The sequence below is a fragment of the Streptomyces sp. NPDC030814 genome, assembly GCF_055572155.1.
The window spans coordinates 72,130-86,873 of record NZ_JBVIDX010000018.1; the positions used below are offsets into that span (position 1 = coordinate 72,130).

Genomic DNA, 14,744 nt, shown 5'->3' on the forward strand with positions numbered 1-14,744 from the left:
TCACTGTCCGGGCTGGAACGTGAACCGTTCGGTCAGTTCGGTCAGTACGTCGTTGAGCCGGTCGATGTCCTCGTCGGTGTTGAGCGCGGTCACCTGGATGCGGAAGCCGACGCGGTTGCGGGGAACGAGCGGATAGGCCGCCAGCGTGACGTAGATCCCCCTGTTCCAGAGGAAGAGTGCCGCCGCGTCGATGTCGGAGGGGTCGGCGAGCGGGAGTTCGATGATGGGCAGACCGGAGACGTTGGGGGTGGCGATGCCCAGCCGGCGCACATGGTCCAGCACTCGGGCCGTCTTGCGGTGCAGATCGGCGCGAATGGCGTCCCCGCGGCTCTCGTTGACGTCGAACCCGGTCAGCACCGTGGCGAGCGAGGCGGTCGGTGAGGGCCCGGAATAGAGATAGGGGGCGGCGGCGACCTTGAGATGCTCCTTCAGCCAGGTCGGCAACGCGATGAAGGCGAGGAGCGAGGAGTACGCCTTGGAGAAGCCGCCGACGAGCAGGATGCCGTCGTAGGTCTCGCCGAGATGGCGCACGATGCCGTTCCCGCGGGATCCGTAGGGGGAGGTCTCCCCCGGGCCGCGCTCACCGACGATGCCGAATCCGTGCGCGTCGTCGACATACAGCATGGCGCCGAAGTCCCGGCACAGCCCGGCGATCGCACTCAGGTCGGGCATGTTTCCCGTCATGCTGTTGACGCCGTCCAGGCACACCAGCCGGGCGGCCGCCGGCGGTACGGCCCGCAGCAGGTCCTTGAGTTCGTCGAGCCGGTCGGCTCGGAACCGTCGCACGGTCGCGCCCTGTGCCCGGGCGACCAGACAGCCGTCGTACACCGTCCGGTGCGCCTCCGCCTCGACGAAGACATGCCCGCCCTCCCCGCTGAGGGCGGGGATCACCGACGCGTGGATCAGGGTGATCGTGGGGAGGAGCAAGGTGTCCTGGGCGCCGAGGAGTTCGGTGAGCCGCTCCTCGATCCGCGGGTAGAGCTGCGGGTTGCCGATCATCCGTGACCAGCTGGGATGGGTGCCCCACTTCCGGACCTGCGTTTCGATCGACGCCATGATCTCCGGGTCGAAGTCGAAGCCGAGGTAGTTGCACGAGGCGAAATCGGTCAGCCAGTGGTCACCGCAGCGGATCCGCCGTCCGTCGACCTCGTCGAGGACCGCGTCGCTCATGGGGCTGGCCTGGCGCAGGCGTTCGAGGTCTCCCCATCGGGGGTCGTGCCGTATGCCTCGTCCTTCGGGGGGCGCTTTGCGCATCTCTGCCTCATTCCCGGTTCCGCTGGTGACGGCCTGCCCGGACATCCGGCCGACGGTCCGGGACGCGGGCGGAGGTCCGCTCGGCCGCCGCGGCGCCGATTCGATCGCCTTCTCGGTGAGTCCGGCGGTCTGGTGCTGCCGCTCGCGCAGCGTGGCGTCCACCTGCTCCGCCGTCAGCGGACGGGCGAACAGATAGCCCTGTCCCAGACGGCAGCCCATGTCGGCCAGCACATCACGCTGTTCCTCGTCCTCGATGCCTTCGGCGATGACCTGAAGGCCGAGTGTGTCGGCGATGCGGACGATCCCGTCCACCAGTGCCACCTGTTGGCTGTCCACGCATATGTCGTCGATGAAGGATTTGTCGATCTTGAGTACGTCGATCGGGAATTCCCTGAGATAACTCAATGACGAGAATCCCGTGCCGAAGTCGTCGATCGCAATGCCGACGCCGAGTTCTTTCAGGATCCTCATGACGTCCTGGATCTGTTCGTCCCGGCGCATCAGGACGCTCTCGGTCAGTTCCAGCACCAGCGAGCCCGGCGCCAGCCCGACGCTCTCCAGTACGCGACGCACCTCGTCGAGGAACCCCGGGTCCCGGAACTGGCGTGCCGAGACGTTGACGTTGACGCAGAGCGGTACCTGCCGCGAGGCCGTCCCCTGCCAGCGGGTGATGTCCTCCGTGGCTTGCTCCAGTACCCAGGCGCCGAGCGGCATGATGTGCCCGGTCTCCTCGGCGAGCGTGATGAACTCCTCCGGTGGCACCAGGCCCCGCCGCGGATGCGGCCAGCGGGCCAGCGCCTCGAAGCCGATGGTCTGGCCGTTGGAGAGCTCCACGATGGGCTGGTAGCGCAGGTCGAAGCCCTGCTGGGACACGGCGGTGTCGAGCCCGGCCTGGAGTTCGTGACGTTGCAGCATGGCGGTGTGGAGGGCGGGCTGGTACCTGCGCCACTGCCGCTTCCCGGCGGCCTTGGCCGCGTACAGGGCGAGGTCGGCGTGACCGAGCAGTTCCTCCGCGTCGGCGCTGTCGAGCGCGGTGGCGATGCCCACGCTGGCGGAGACGCTGACGACGCCGCCGGAGAGCCGGAACGGCTGGTTGAGCGCCTGTATGACCTGGCCGGCCAGTACCTCCGCGTCGAGCGGTTCCTTCGCCCCCTCCATCAGCACCGCGAACTCGTCGCCGCCCAGCCGGGCCGCGGTGTCGCTGCGCCGCAGTGTCGAGGACAGCCGTGCTCCCGCCGCGGCCAGGAGTTCGTCGCCGACCGTGTGACCCATCGTGTCGTTGACGACCTTGAAGTCGTCCAGGTCGATGAAGAGCACGCCGGCGATGGTCGACTCCCGGCGGTCACGTACCAGTGCCCGTTCGATGCGCTCCATGAGAAGCATGCGATTGGGCAGGCCGGTCAGTGAGTCGTGGAAGGCATGGCGGGTGAGTTCCCGCTCCAGCTGGCGCTGCTCGGTCACGTCCCGCAGCGTGAGGACGAGTCCGTGGACCGTCTGTTCCTCGCGCAGATTGCTGCACCGGGCCTCGACGTCCATGCGCCGTCCGGCGGGACTGAGCATCCGCCAGTCCTCGTGCATGTCGTGGCCGCCCGTGAGCCGCATCTCCGCCAGCGCCCGGCACGCCCGCTCCCGGTCCTGCGGATCGACCAGCGTGGTGACCGTCGTACCGATGAGGCTGTTGTGGCCGAACATGCCGTCGGCCGACGGACTCGCGTACCGGACGGCGTTGTCGTCGTCCAGGATGAGGATCACGTCCGAGGCGTTGTGGACCAGCGTGCGGAAGTACGCTTCGCCGTTGCGGCGGTTGACCTCCTGGCTCAGCTGCACCCGCTCCAGTGCCAGCGCCGCCTGGGAGGCCAGGATCTCGAGCGAACCCCACAGCTCCATCAGCGCGGGCTCGGGGCCCGCCACGGCCAGGGCTCCGACGAGCGGTTCCCCGGTCAGCCGGTCGGGCAGGGCGAGGGGGCACAGCAGAGCACACTGCACGTCGTGCAGGTCCTCCACCACACGTCGGTCGAGTTCCCCGAGGGGCACCAGCCGGGCCTTGTGGTCGCTGAGCGCGGCGGCCAGGCCGGGCCCCGTGTCGTCGGCGGGCCCGATCCTCCAGTTCCACTCGTGGGACTCGGTGCGCACCGCGTACAGACCGCCGTCCATCTCCACGGCCAGCAGGACGGTCCTGTGCGGGACGCCGGGCCCGAACAGCGCGCCCACCGCCCGCTCGACGGAGTTGGCCACCTCACGCGGTCTGACCGCCGTCAGCAGCGAGGCAGCGGCCACACGCAGGCCACGTTCCCGGGCCACGGCCTGCCGGTGGACGGCCACTGCGCCCGCGAGCCGCAGCATGACGAGGAGGAACAGGGCGGTGGAGAACACGGCGATGACGCCCGCGTCGCTGACATCGTCGCGCACGGCCTGGTACAGCAGGACGCCGGGCGCGATGAGCGAGGCGGCCGCGAGCAGCGCGAGCCGGTGCCAGGGCGGGGACTCCTGGGAACCTCGCTGGGGCAACTGCTCGGTGAGTGCGCGCATCGACGGATGGAGCGCGGCGAGCCCCCACGCGGTGAAGAAGACCACCCAGCCCAGGTCCATGGGGGTGCCGACCTGCCAGGTGCCCTTCAACTGCAGCAGCCCGTACAGCACGTCGGACACGAGGATGCCCAGGGTGCCGAGGGTGAGCAGCGCGACGCTGGGCGTGATGGCGATGCCCGAGGCGAGCAGCCGGGCAAGCATCGCCAGCATCAGCACGTCGCCGAGCGGGTAGGCGATCGAGATGGCCCGCTGGATCCACGTCATCCCCTCCGCCTGGCTCAGCGGCCCGATCAGGTTGACCCAGAGGAGGACGGCCAGACCGGCGGTGAGGATCAGCGCGTCCAGCAGGCTCGGCAGGTCCCTTCCCGGCCAGCGGTAGTGGATGAACCCGATGAGCCCCGCGGCGAACAGCGGGTAGGTGGACAGGTAGAAGCCGTCCGCCACCGACGGGAACGGGTTGTTCTGGTCGAAGAAGCTGTTGAGGATGTTGTACGCGGTGTCGCCCGCGGTGAAGGCGAGATTCGCGGCGGCCAGCGCCAGCCAGGGCCAGCGATGGGCGGGCCGGTTGATGCGAAGGCCCAGCAGGATGGCGACGACGCTGCTCAGCCCGATGAGGGCCCACATGATCGTGCGTCGGCTCGGATAGGTCAGGTACAGGACCGTGAGGGGAAGCACGAGGGCGAGGTAGCAGGCTGTCAACCGGTGGAGCCGCGTCAAGTGAACCGCCTCCTCACCCGGATCACCCGGAGGGACCGGAATGCGGATGTCGTGCACCCCGCGATGGGGGCGGTCGGGACAGTGGACGGCGGACGAGGTCCGCTCGACGAGAACTGCCCGTGGGTTACAGGGAGTTGTCGCGCGTCTCCGTTTCGAGACTAGGCGCAGACGGTCCGGTGCGCATCTCGAGGCCGACACGGGGCCGGTACGGGGGCCGGTGATTCGCGGAGCCGCCCGCGGGGAGACCGCCGCCGAACAGGGCGTTCGCGAAGCCGCCCGGGCGCGGCGGACACACGGCGACATGTCCGCTCGGGTCCGCCGTTCGGGGGCCGGGCCCTCGGACGGCGGAGGGCGCCCTGGGCGAGGACCCGGCCCGCTACGCCTCGTCCCGCACGAGCCGGTCGAGCAGTGCGTCCAGCCCGGTGGCCAGGCCCTCCGGCCCGCCCTGCTCGGCGAGCGCCGCGGCGGTCTCCCTCAGCGTGGGCAGTTCCTGGGGCGAAAGGCGGTGCAGTCCCATGCGGAAGGCGGGATCCGTCTCGTCCGGGTTGTCCACCATGGGGCGCAGTTCCACGGAGAGGTAACCGAGGAGCCAGGCGGTGTACGCCCGGAAGACGGCGGAGGTCCGGCTCTCGTCGAGCCCTGCCCCCCGCAGCAGTGCGAGCACCCGCTCGTGGTCGCGCAGCACGGCGAGCGGTCGCCGGGCCAGCGGGACCGCGAGCATGCGCGTGGCGAGGAGCGGCACGGCCTGCGGATGGGCGAGGCAGACGTCGTAGGTCGCCCGGGCGAGGCGGTGGAGCCCGGAGCGCCATCCGCCGTCGGCGGCGCCGTCGGTCGCGGGTTCCGCGGCCAGGCGTCCCTCCAGCTCCAGGTAGAGGGCCTCGACCAGGCCGTCGAGGAGGGCGTCCTTGCTCGCCGCGTACCGATAGAGCGCCATCGCCTCCACGCCGAGTTCGGCTCCCAGCCGGCGCATGCTCAGGGCGGAAAGCCCTTCCCGGTCGACCAGTTCCAGGGCGGCGGCCAGGACACGTTCCCGGCTGAGCCTGCCGTACCGCCCGCGGTCGCTGGCACGCCTGGTCGGGTCGGTTCCCGAGGGATTTCCCATCGCCCTGCCTCCTTACCGCCCGGTCGGCGAACGCCCCTGCATATACGACGTAAACATACGCTACCGCCCGTCGTCGGGGACCTGACGAAGGACCAGGCGGACCCGCCGGATGCGCCCTGCGCTCTCAGGGTTCACGGCAACTCCCCTCAATCATGGGTCCACACGTCCAGGGCGTCCGCGTCGGCGCTGTGTCCCAGCGGCTCCAAGTCGTACGCGTCCAGCAGGGTGCGCAGCAGTCCGTACAGGTTGTTCGGCTGGGAATGCTCGCCCGGCTTCACGCGCTCGCCGACGAGAAGGGTGGGAATCCGGTTGGGCAGCTCGCCCCGTGATTCGTCCTCGTCCCAGGTGACCACCAGCAGGCTGTTGTGGGTCATCGCCCAGTCCGCGTAGTCGCCCAGGTTGTCCCGGAGCCAGGTGTCCGCCTTCCGCACGCTGCCGTCGTGCATGTCGTGCTCCAGGTCCGGGATGACGAAGGAGACGGTCGGCAGATCCTTGAAGTCGCGCGGGAAGTCGGTCCACGGGCGGTTGACGGAGGCGGGAAGGTTGCTGAAGTTCACCCAGGGGTTGTGGCGACGCGCGTAGGCACCGCTGTTGCAGCCGGTGTAACCCACACGGGGCATGCTCTGCGCGTAACCGACGAAAGTGAGGTCGGCCTGGAGGAGTTGAGAGCCGAGATTCCGGGCCGTGAGCGTGTGCGGGCAGCTGTTGTCACGCACCCCCAGCGTGGACCCCGCGAACATGGCGAGGTAGTTGGGCTGACTCGGATGGGTGATGGCGTAGAACTCGGTGAGGGAGGCACCCCGTCGGGCCAGTTCGTTGAGGTACGGGGCGTCGGCATTTCCGATGATCTGGTCGTACCCGCGGTTCTCCTGGACCACCACGACGACATGGTCCGGACGAGGGACCCCGGACCGGGACGCCGCGCTGTCGCAGCCCGCCGCCGACAGGACCATCGCCATGACGGCCGCCCAGGCGGCGGCCCCCCTCGCCGCAGGGCGCCCGGGCCCCGGCACCGTCCTCGTCCCTCGCGACCTCATCGCCGTCCCTCCACCACCGTTCGCCGCGCTGCTTTCGTGCCCGCCGGGAACCGCCACTTGCAGTGATCGACAGAACGTTCACAATGAGTACTAATACCTCATATCGGTAGCCGTGGATCGCTGACGTGCAGCGCCGAACCGGATTCCGTCAGCCGGTTTCGCCCATCGGCCCTCCACTGGGGTGACCCGCAGACAATTCCGCATCCGGGGAGTGGCACATGAGTCGCGTCGACACCCCTGATCGCCTCTCCGAGAGGGCGACAGGTCCGCCCCGGGAGCCGGGACCGGGCATCACGGCCCCACACCCGCCCGGCCGGCATCGGCACGGAGCGGGCCCGCGGCGGCCGCTTCGCCCCGGCAGAAGCCCGCGACGGGGCACCGACGTCGGAGCACCGGCTCCCTGGGAGACGCCCTCATGGGCAAGCTCCAGACGCTGACACTCGGGCGCATGGCCTCGATCAGCAGCGCCGTCACACGGCGCCCCGGCACGGCCGACCGACGCCACGCGCACGGAACCACGCCGCGCCAGTGGACCGTACGTGTCGTCCTCCCCCTGGCCCTCGTCCTCTGGCTCGCGTCATTGCGCCATGTGGAACTCGGCGGGATGCGCGACTACGGCCTGCTGCAGGTGCTGCCGGCGCTCTTCTGGGTCGCCCCGGCACTGCTCGCCTTCGGGTTCTGCCTGGCCCTGACGGACCGACGGACCCGGAACGGCTGGCTTGCGGGGTACGTCCTGGGGCTCATCGCGGTCATCCACGCGACCCCCACCCTGCTCTACCCGACACTGCGCTACAGCTGGGCCTGGAAGCACGTGGCGGTCGTCGACGCCGTGATGCGCCACGACGGCGAGGTGCCCCACGCGGAAAAGCTCGACATCTACAACCAGTGGCCGGGATTCTTCGACCTCAACGCGCTCTTCCTGCAGGCCACCGGCCTGGACTCGGCGCTGGGCTACGCGGCCTGGACCCCGCCGGTCTTCAACGCGGTCCTGCTCGTCCCCCTGTTGCTGCTCTTCCGTACGGTGACGCGTGACCGTCGGTTGATCTGGGGCGGAGCGTGGATCTACTACTCGTGCTCCTGGGTGGGGCAGGACTACTTCGCTCCCCAGGCCTTCGCGTTCCTGCTGTTCGTGACGGTGATCGCCCTCACGATGGGTCAGTTGCCCACCTCGACGCTGTACGGCACGAACTCCGGCCGCCTCGTCGGCCGATGGCCCGCCGGGCGTTTCGTGCTGATCGTGCTGATCGAGGCCGTCATCGTCTCGTCGCACCCGCTGACTCCGCTGATGCTGATCAGCGCGCTGGTCGCGCTGTCCTTTCCACGCCGCAACCGACGGGTCGTCCTGCCGGTCCTGGCCGGCGCGGTGGTTCTGACCGCGGCCTGGGGAGCCACCGTCGCCCGGCCGTACCTCTCGGAGAACCTCCACGACTTCCTGGGCGCGCTGCTGCAACCCGACACCAATGTCACCTCCGGGCTGACCGCGCTGGGCTCCGCCGCCCCGGGCCACGTCCTGGTGTCCTGGGTCGACCGGGGACTGTCGGCCGGTGTGTTCGTCCTGGCGGCCATCGCCTTCCTCGTCCGCCCCTGGGTCCGCCGCACCGGCCTTCCCCTGCTGGTCCTGGCCCCCCTGCCGACACTCGCGGCGAATTCCTACGGCGGCGAGATGATCTTCCGCGCCTATCTTTTCGCGCTGCCCGCGGCCGCCCTGCTGATCTCGGCGCTCCTCTTCCAGTGGGGCCGGCGTCCACGCCTGCGCATGCTCGCGGTCGGTCCGCTGCTGCTGATCCTGCTCTCGGGGCTGGTCGTCGCTTACTACGGCAAGGAAGCGGCGAACCACTTCACCAAGGGCGAGGTCGCCGCCGGGCAGTTCGTGGCCGCCACCGCCCCTCCCGGGTCCACGGTCGTCTCCCTGACCTCGGCCGTCCCCGGTCTGTATCTGCGCTACGACAAGAACCCGAGGGTTCAGCTCGACGAGCAGGAGATCGACGACCGGCGACGACTGGTGAGGAACCCGGCAGAGGGCCTGGAGCCGTTGCTCCGAGGGACCACCCCGGAACGGCCCGCCTACATCATCCTGAGCCGGGCCCAGGCCGCCGACCTCTACCTCAGAGGGGTCCTGCCGGCCGACACCGTGCGACGCATGGACGCCGCCCTGTCCAAGACATGGGGCTACGTCCCCGTCTACCGCAACAAGGACGCGGTGGTCTACCGGTATCAGCACGACCGGAGCGGAGGGAGCCGGTGAACCCGCTCCGGTGGTGCCTCGCGCTGTCCGGCTGGGCGGCCCTGGCCGCGGTCGCCCTCCTGCCGGAGGGCAACATCCCGCGTGTCGTGGTGACGACGGCGTTCCTGCTCGTCTGCCCCGGTCTGGCGGCCTCACGGTGGGCCCGGTCGACGCCGGTGCGAGCGACGGACCGGACGGCCGCCGGGGAAAGAGCCCTGCTGGCCCTGGTGCTCAGCCTGTCGCTGGCGGTGCTCGCCGTGGAGCCGATGTTCCTGAGCGGCACATTCACGGCCGTTCGAGCGATGCTGGCGCTCGCCGTCGTCACCTCCCTCCTGGCCCTCCTGCCCCGCCCCGGTGGCGGTCGTCGCCGGCCGACACCGGGCGCCCCGCGGGAGAACGCATCCGGGACCGCTGCCGAGCGGCCCGAGCGGCCCGACGCCGGGTGAGGCCCACCAGCGTCCTTCAGGAGGTCTGACCGCCGGTCCGTCCTGGACGCACCGGCGGTTCCGCACGCCCCTGGGCCACCCGCTCCCGCCTGCAGGGCGGCCCCACTCACCCTTGCCGCACCCCTGGTTCCCACTCCCCGCTTGACGCTGCGGACAAATCGGGCGAAGGTGTACGTATACTTCGTAAACATATGGCGTAGAGCCGGGGAGACCGATCATGTACAGCGATCCGATCAACAGCCGCGAGGGGAACGCCGCGACGCCCGCCACAGTGAGCCTGGTCGTGCCCGCCCGCAACGAGGCCCGGAACATCCCGTGGGTCTTCGAGCAGATCCCGACCTGCGTGGACGAGGTCATCCTCGTCGACGGCGACTCCAGCGACGCCACCGTCCCCATGGCGCAGCACTGCCTTCCGACAGTGCGCCACGTGCGGCAGAGCGGCCCCGGCAAGGGAAACGCCCTGCGTACCGGCTTCCTGGAGGCGACCGGCGACTTCGTGGTGATGATGGACGCCGACGGCAGCATGTCGCCGTCGGAGATCCCCCACTTCCTGCACTTCCTGGAGAACGGCTACGACTTCGTCAAGGGATCGAGGTTCGTCGCGGGTGGCGGTTCCCTCGACATCACCCGCCTGCGCCGGATGGGCAACCAGGTGCTGCTCGCCACCGCCAACCGGCTCTACCACGCCTCCCTGACGGATCTGTGCTACGGCTTCTGCGCCTTCCGGCGCAGCTTCCTGGACCTGCTCGACCTGCACGCCTCCGGCTTTGAGATCGAGGCCGAGATGACCGTGCACGCCCTGCGCTCCGGTCTGCGCATCGCCGAGGTCCCGAGCCTGGAGCTGCCCCGGCGCAGCGGGCGCTCCAACCTGCACGCCATCTCCGACGGACGCCGGGTGCTGCGCACCCTCCTCTCGGAACACGCGAGCCCCCGGCCCGCCGGCCGCCGGCCCGCACGGAACGCGTCATGACCTCCGTCCCGGTGCCCTCCGGCCCCGTTCGGCCTCCGGTGACCGTCGTGGACGTCGACCTCGCTCGTCCGGGCGAGTTCCGGCTCCCCGGCCCCCACGGAGGGATCAGGCCGCAGGGACAGGTCCGGGCCCTCGTCCGGCTGCACGGTCTTCCGCTGGGCATGGTCAGCGCCGCGGACCCCTCCGGCCCCGACGGGCTGTGGCGAGCGGTCGCCGACACCGCCCACCAGGAACTGGCGGACCAGATCGCCCGGCACCGCGCCGCGGACCGGACGGCCCCCGGGGGCGGAGGCACCGAACCGTGGCCGTGCCAGGCCCTCCGACGCCGTCCGCTCCAGCAGCAACCGGCCATCAGCGTGGTGGTGGCCACCCGTAACCGGGCGGAACAGCTGCGTTCGTGTCTGCGCTCGCTGCTGCGGTGCGAGTACCCCGAGTTCGAGATCATCGTGGTCGACAACGCCCCGGCCGACGGCACGACCGAAGCCCTGGTCCGCCAGGCCTTCAGGGGCCGGGTCCGCTACATCCGGGAACCGGTCGCCGGCCTGGCCCGCGCCCACAACGTGGGCCTCGCCCGGGCACGCGGCCCTGTCGTCGCCTTCACGGACGACGACACGCTCGCCGACCCCGCATGGCTGTCCGCCCTGGCGGAGGCGTTCGCGCGCGACCCGCGCGTCGGGTGCGTCACCGGGCTCATCGTCCCCGCGGAACTGGAGACCCCGGCCCAGAGCGCACTGGAGCGGCAGGGCGGCTTCGCGAAGGGATACCTGCCGCGGGTCTGGTCCCTGTCCGATCCCCCCGAGGACCCGCTGTTCCCGTTCACCGTCGGGCGCTTCGGCTCCGGCGCCAACATGGCCTTCCGCACCGACGTCCTGCGCGCCCTGGGCGGTTTCGACCCCGCGACCGGTGCCGGGGCCCCGGGCCTGGGCGGCGACGACCTCCTCTCCTTCTTCGAGGTCCTGACCGCCGGTCACGCCCTCGCCTACCAGCCGAGCGCCATCATCTGGCACCGCCACCGCCGCACGCCGGACGCCGTCGCGGAACAGGCGTTCTCCTACGGCGCCGGACTCGGCGCCTATCTCACCGGCGCGCTGGTCAGGAACCCCCGCCGCCTGCCCGCGCTGCTGCGCCGCCTGCCCCGTGGGGTCCGCTACACCATGGCCAGGTCACGCGACCGCAAGGCCGATCCCGAAGCCGACTGGTCCGGACGCCTCGCCCTCCTCGAGGTGCGCGGGATGGTCTACGGCCCCTGCGGCTATCTCCGCGGGCGTCTCGTCGGCAACCACAGCGGAAACTGACCGGATCCGAGGTGAACGGCATGGACACGGCCTCGCCCACGAAGTCCACAGGCATGCGGCATCGCTCCGTTCCCGCCGTGCTGCGCGCCGGTGTCGCCGCCGCGCTTCCCCGGGAACCCGTACTGCGCACCGGGCACCTCCTCGCGGTCAGTTCACTTGTCAACGCGGGTGTCGGCTTCGTCTTCTGGATCTTCGCGACCCACTGGTACGACGAGCGGACCGTGGGCCTGAGCTATTCGGCACTCTCGGCGTCCCTGCTGCTGACGGGGATCGGGCAGCTGAACCTGAACGACTTCCTGGTGCGGTTCGTGCCGTCCGCCGGCCGTCGCACCCGCCGGCTCGTCCTCACCTGCTATGCGGCGAGCACCTCCTTCAGCCTGCTGGCCGCCACGGTGTTCCTGGCGTTGATACCGGTGATCGCACCCGAGCTCGGCTTCCTGCTGGCCCCGGTGGCCGCGAGCTGTTTCGTGGTGGCGACCGCCGGTTACGCCGTCTTCGTCCTCCAGGACGGCGCCCTCACCGCCGTCCGCCGCCCCGGCTGGGTGGTGGCCGAGAACGCCATCTTCTCGGTGGCGAAGATCCTGTTGCTCGCCGTCGGCGCGGCCCTGGCCCTGTTCTCCGGGATCCTGCTCGCCTGGGCGGGAGCTCTGGTGATCTCGCTGCTCGTGGCCAACGCCGTCCTGCTGCGCCGGGCCGTCCCCCGGCACGAGCAGGAGACCGAGACCAAGCCGCCGCCTCCCCGCCTGCTCGGATACGCCGCGGCGGACTGGCTCGGCTCCCTGTTCCGGCTGGCCGCGTACACCCTGGTCCCGCTGCTCGTGCTGAACGGCCTGGGTGCGGAGCAGAGTGCCTTCTTCTCGGTGGCCTGGAGCGTCGCCTACATGCCCTACCTGCTCGCCCGCAACATGGGGACGTCCCTGCTCGCGGAGTCGGTCCGGCGTCCCGAGCATCTCGTGGAACACGGTCTGCGCGTCCTGCGCCATTCGGGTCTGCTGCTGATCGGGGTCACGGTCGTGCTGGTGGCGGCGGCTCCGCAGATCCTGTCCCTCTTCGGCGCCGCGTACGCGGCCGAAGGCAGCACGCTGTTGCGGCTGCTGGCGCTGTCCGCGCTGCCGAACCTCCTGCTGAGCGTGGCCATCGATGTGGCGCGGGCACGGCGGAGGCTGCGCTGGGCGGTCACCCTCCAGGTGACGCTGTGCGTCCTGGTGCTCGGGCTCTCCGGTCTCCTGATGCCCGTGCTCGGCGTCACGGGCGCGGGCGTCGCCTGGCTGGCCACCCAGTGTGTCATCGCCGTCTTCCTGATCGTCTTCCGGTCCCGCTGGCTCGTCCCCGTCGCTGAGAGGTCGTCATGAACAGCCCGCTCTCCACTGAACACGACGCTCCCAGCATGTCGGTCGTCGTCTGTGCCTACACCCTCGACCGCTGGGAGGACCTGCGGGCCGCGATAGCGTCGCTGCTCGGTCAGTCCCGTACCGTCGACGAGATCGTGCTGGTCGTCGACCACTGCCCCGACCTCTACGAGCGGGCTTCGAAGGAACTGCCCGGTGTCCGGGTCGTGCCCAACGAAGGCCGTCGCGGCCTGTCCGGGGCTCGCAACACGGGCGTGGCGGTCTCCCACGGCGAGGTGGTGGCGTTCCTCGACGACGACGCCGCCGCGGAACCCGACTGGGCGGAACGTCTGCTGGCGCCTTACGGCGACCCCCGGGTGGTGGGCGTCGGCGGCTTCGTACGGCCGCGCTGGTCCACCAGCCGGCCGGTGTGGTTCCCGCCGGAGTTCGACTGGGTCGTGGGCTGCTCCTACCGCGGACTGCCCGAACGGACCGCACCGGTGCGCAATTTCATCGGCGCCAACATGTCGTTCCGCAAGACGGAACTGCTGGAGGTCGGTGGATTCCTGAACAGTCTGGGGCGCGTGGGCGTACGACCGGCGGGCGACGAGGAGACGGAGCTGTGCCTTCGCGTCGCGGCCCGCCACCCCGATGCCGTCCTGCTGTACGAACCCGCCGCGGAGGTGAACCACAGGGTTCCCGAGGCCCGTACCCGCTGGTCCTACTTCCGCTCCCGTTGTTATGCGGAGGGGGGCAGCAAGGCACTGGTGTCGAGCGAACGCGGCACCGGGCCGGCACTGGCCAGCGAGCGCGCCTACCTGCGGTCGACCATTCCGCGGGCCCTCGTACGCAACCTGCGTCCTCGTCCCGGAGCGCTGCGCACGGTCGGCGCGCTGTCCGCGGGGGTGTCCGCCACCGTCGCCGGCTACGTCGTCGCACGGGGACAGCAGTGGGCTTCCCGGCTCACCTGGCGACCGCGCACCGCGGCCAAGCCGTTGGTGAGGGGATCGTCATGAGCGTCGTACCCGTCTTCCTGTACCACGCGGTGTCGGACGACGCACCGCCCTGGCTCGCGTCGTTCACGGTGAGCCCGCGCACCTTCACGGAGCACCTGGACGTGATCGCCGACAGCGGCCTCACCGTCATCCCGCTGCGGCAGCTGGTCGCGACACTGCTCGGCGGCCCTCCCCCGCCACCCCGGTCCGCCGTGCTGACCTTCGACGACGGATACGCGGACTTCGCCTCCACGGTGGCGCCGCTCCTCCTCGACCGGGGGCTTCCCGCCACCTTGTACGTCACCACGGGCGCCCCGGGCGGCTTCGGACGGCCGACGGGGGGCGGGCCCTTCCCGTCCGTGGCCGCCCTCACCTGGGGTCAGGTCAGAGAGCTGGACGCCGCCGGCTTCGAGATCGGCGGACACAGCAGGACCCATCCCCAACTGGACACCCTGCCCCCGGAGTCGGTCAGGGAGGAGGTGGCCGGGTGCAAGCGAGAGATCGAGGACAAGCTCGGGCATCGCGTCGTCTCGTTCGCCTACCCGCACGGTTACTCCAGCCGGGCCGTCCGCGAACAGGTCAGGGAAGCCGGCTGGACCTCGGCCGCGGCCATCCGGGCCTCTTCGGCCTTCAGTACACAGCGGGACGACCCGCTGATGTTCGCCCGGCTCATGGTGCGGGCCGATACCGGCCGGGAGCGCTTCCTGCGCTGGGCCCACGGGGAGGGCGCACCTGTCGCGCCGTTCGCCGAGGGAGCGGCGACCAGGGGCTGGCGAGCGTACCGCCGGACGAGAGCGGCGGTCGGACTGCCGTACCGGGCACTTCGCGCCTGACCGGCCCCCGGCGA

10 protein-coding genes are annotated in these 14,744 nt (G+C 70.7%); 7 read left to right on the top strand and 3 right to left on the bottom strand.

Features of this window, described 5'->3' with window-relative positions:
- From ACZ43N_RS30515 to ACZ43N_RS30525, 3 genes are all read right to left on the bottom strand, one after another.
- Window positions 1-4,500, bottom strand: coding sequence for an aminotransferase class I/II-fold pyridoxal phosphate-dependent enzyme (locus ACZ43N_RS30515; protein ID WP_468102170.1), 4,500 nt, complete (start codon window positions 4,498-4,500; stop codon window positions 1-3).
- 376 nt (window positions 4,501-4,876) lie between these two features.
- Window positions 4,877-5,602, bottom strand: a complete 726-nt coding sequence (locus ACZ43N_RS30520; RefSeq protein ID WP_468102172.1) for a TetR/AcrR family transcriptional regulator — start codon at window positions 5,600-5,602, stop codon at window positions 4,877-4,879.
- Window positions 5,603-5,748: 146 nt separating this feature from the next.
- Window positions 5,749-6,561, bottom strand: a complete 813-nt coding sequence (locus tag ACZ43N_RS30525) for an alkaline phosphatase family protein (protein ID WP_468102173.1) — start codon at window positions 6,559-6,561, stop codon at window positions 5,749-5,751.
- Between the two features lie 493 nt (window positions 6,562-7,054).
- Between ACZ43N_RS30525 and ACZ43N_RS30530 the strand changes: the two genes are divergently transcribed.
- The 7 genes from ACZ43N_RS30530 to ACZ43N_RS30560 all read left to right on the top strand — a co-directional run bounded on the left by ACZ43N_RS30530 (window position 7,055) and on the right by ACZ43N_RS30560 (window position 14,730).
- On the top strand, window positions 7,055-8,884 hold the full coding sequence (locus tag ACZ43N_RS30530) for a glycosyltransferase (RefSeq protein ID WP_468102174.1): 1,830 nt from the start codon (window positions 7,055-7,057) through the stop codon (window positions 8,882-8,884).
- Window positions 8,881-9,309, top strand: a complete 429-nt coding sequence (locus tag ACZ43N_RS30535) for a hypothetical protein (RefSeq protein WP_468102176.1) — start codon at window positions 8,881-8,883, stop codon at window positions 9,307-9,309. Before ACZ43N_RS30530 ends, ACZ43N_RS30535 begins: the two co-directional genes overlap by 4 nt.
- Window positions 9,310-9,526: 217 nt before the next feature.
- On the top strand, window positions 9,527-10,279 hold the full coding sequence (locus ACZ43N_RS30540) for a glycosyltransferase family 2 protein (protein WP_468102177.1): 753 nt from the start codon (window positions 9,527-9,529) through the stop codon (window positions 10,277-10,279).
- Window positions 10,276-11,574, top strand: coding sequence for a glycosyltransferase family 2 protein (locus ACZ43N_RS30545; RefSeq protein WP_468102179.1), 1,299 nt, complete (start codon window positions 10,276-10,278; stop codon window positions 11,572-11,574). The genes ACZ43N_RS30540 and ACZ43N_RS30545 overlap by 4 nt, the downstream gene beginning before the upstream one ends.
- Before the next feature lie 20 nt (window positions 11,575-11,594).
- Window positions 11,595-12,926 (top strand): lipopolysaccharide biosynthesis protein, encoded by a 1,332-nt coding sequence (locus ACZ43N_RS30550; protein WP_468102181.1) that lies wholly within the window; start codon window positions 11,595-11,597, stop codon window positions 12,924-12,926.
- Window positions 12,927-12,961: 35 nt separating this feature from the next.
- Window positions 12,962-13,918, top strand: a complete 957-nt coding sequence (locus ACZ43N_RS30555; RefSeq protein WP_468102182.1) for a glycosyltransferase family 2 protein — start codon at window positions 12,962-12,964, stop codon at window positions 13,916-13,918.
- Window positions 13,915-14,730 carry a polysaccharide deacetylase family protein gene (locus tag ACZ43N_RS30560; RefSeq protein WP_468102184.1) on the top strand — a complete coding sequence of 272 codons (816 nt, stop codon included), beginning with the start codon at window positions 13,915-13,917 and terminating at the stop codon, window positions 14,728-14,730. Before ACZ43N_RS30555 ends, ACZ43N_RS30560 begins: the two co-directional genes overlap by 4 nt.
- The last annotated feature ends 14 nt before the right edge of the window (window positions 14,731-14,744 follow it).

Coding starts and splice junctions, on each gene's coding strand:
- ACZ43N_RS30520 (WP_468102172.1), bottom strand. CDS start 5,602: ATGGGAAATCCCTCGGGAACCGACCCGACCAGGCGTGCCAGCGACCGC.
- ACZ43N_RS30525 (WP_468102173.1), bottom strand. CDS start 6,561: ATGGCGATGGTCCTGTCGGCGGCGGGCTGCGACAGCGCGGCGTCCCGG.
- ACZ43N_RS30530 (WP_468102174.1), top strand. CDS start 7,055: ATGGGCAAGCTCCAGACGCTGACACTCGGGCGCATGGCCTCGATCAGC.
- ACZ43N_RS30540 (WP_468102177.1), top strand. CDS start 9,527: ATGTACAGCGATCCGATCAACAGCCGCGAGGGGAACGCCGCGACGCCC.
- ACZ43N_RS30545 (WP_468102179.1), top strand. CDS start 10,276: ATGACCTCCGTCCCGGTGCCCTCCGGCCCCGTTCGGCCTCCGGTGACC.
- ACZ43N_RS30550 (WP_468102181.1), top strand. CDS start 11,595: ATGGACACGGCCTCGCCCACGAAGTCCACAGGCATGCGGCATCGCTCC.
- ACZ43N_RS30555 (WP_468102182.1), top strand. CDS start 12,962: ATGTCGGTCGTCGTCTGTGCCTACACCCTCGACCGCTGGGAGGACCTG.
- ACZ43N_RS30560 (WP_468102184.1), top strand. CDS start 13,915: ATGAGCGTCGTACCCGTCTTCCTGTACCACGCGGTGTCGGACGACGCA.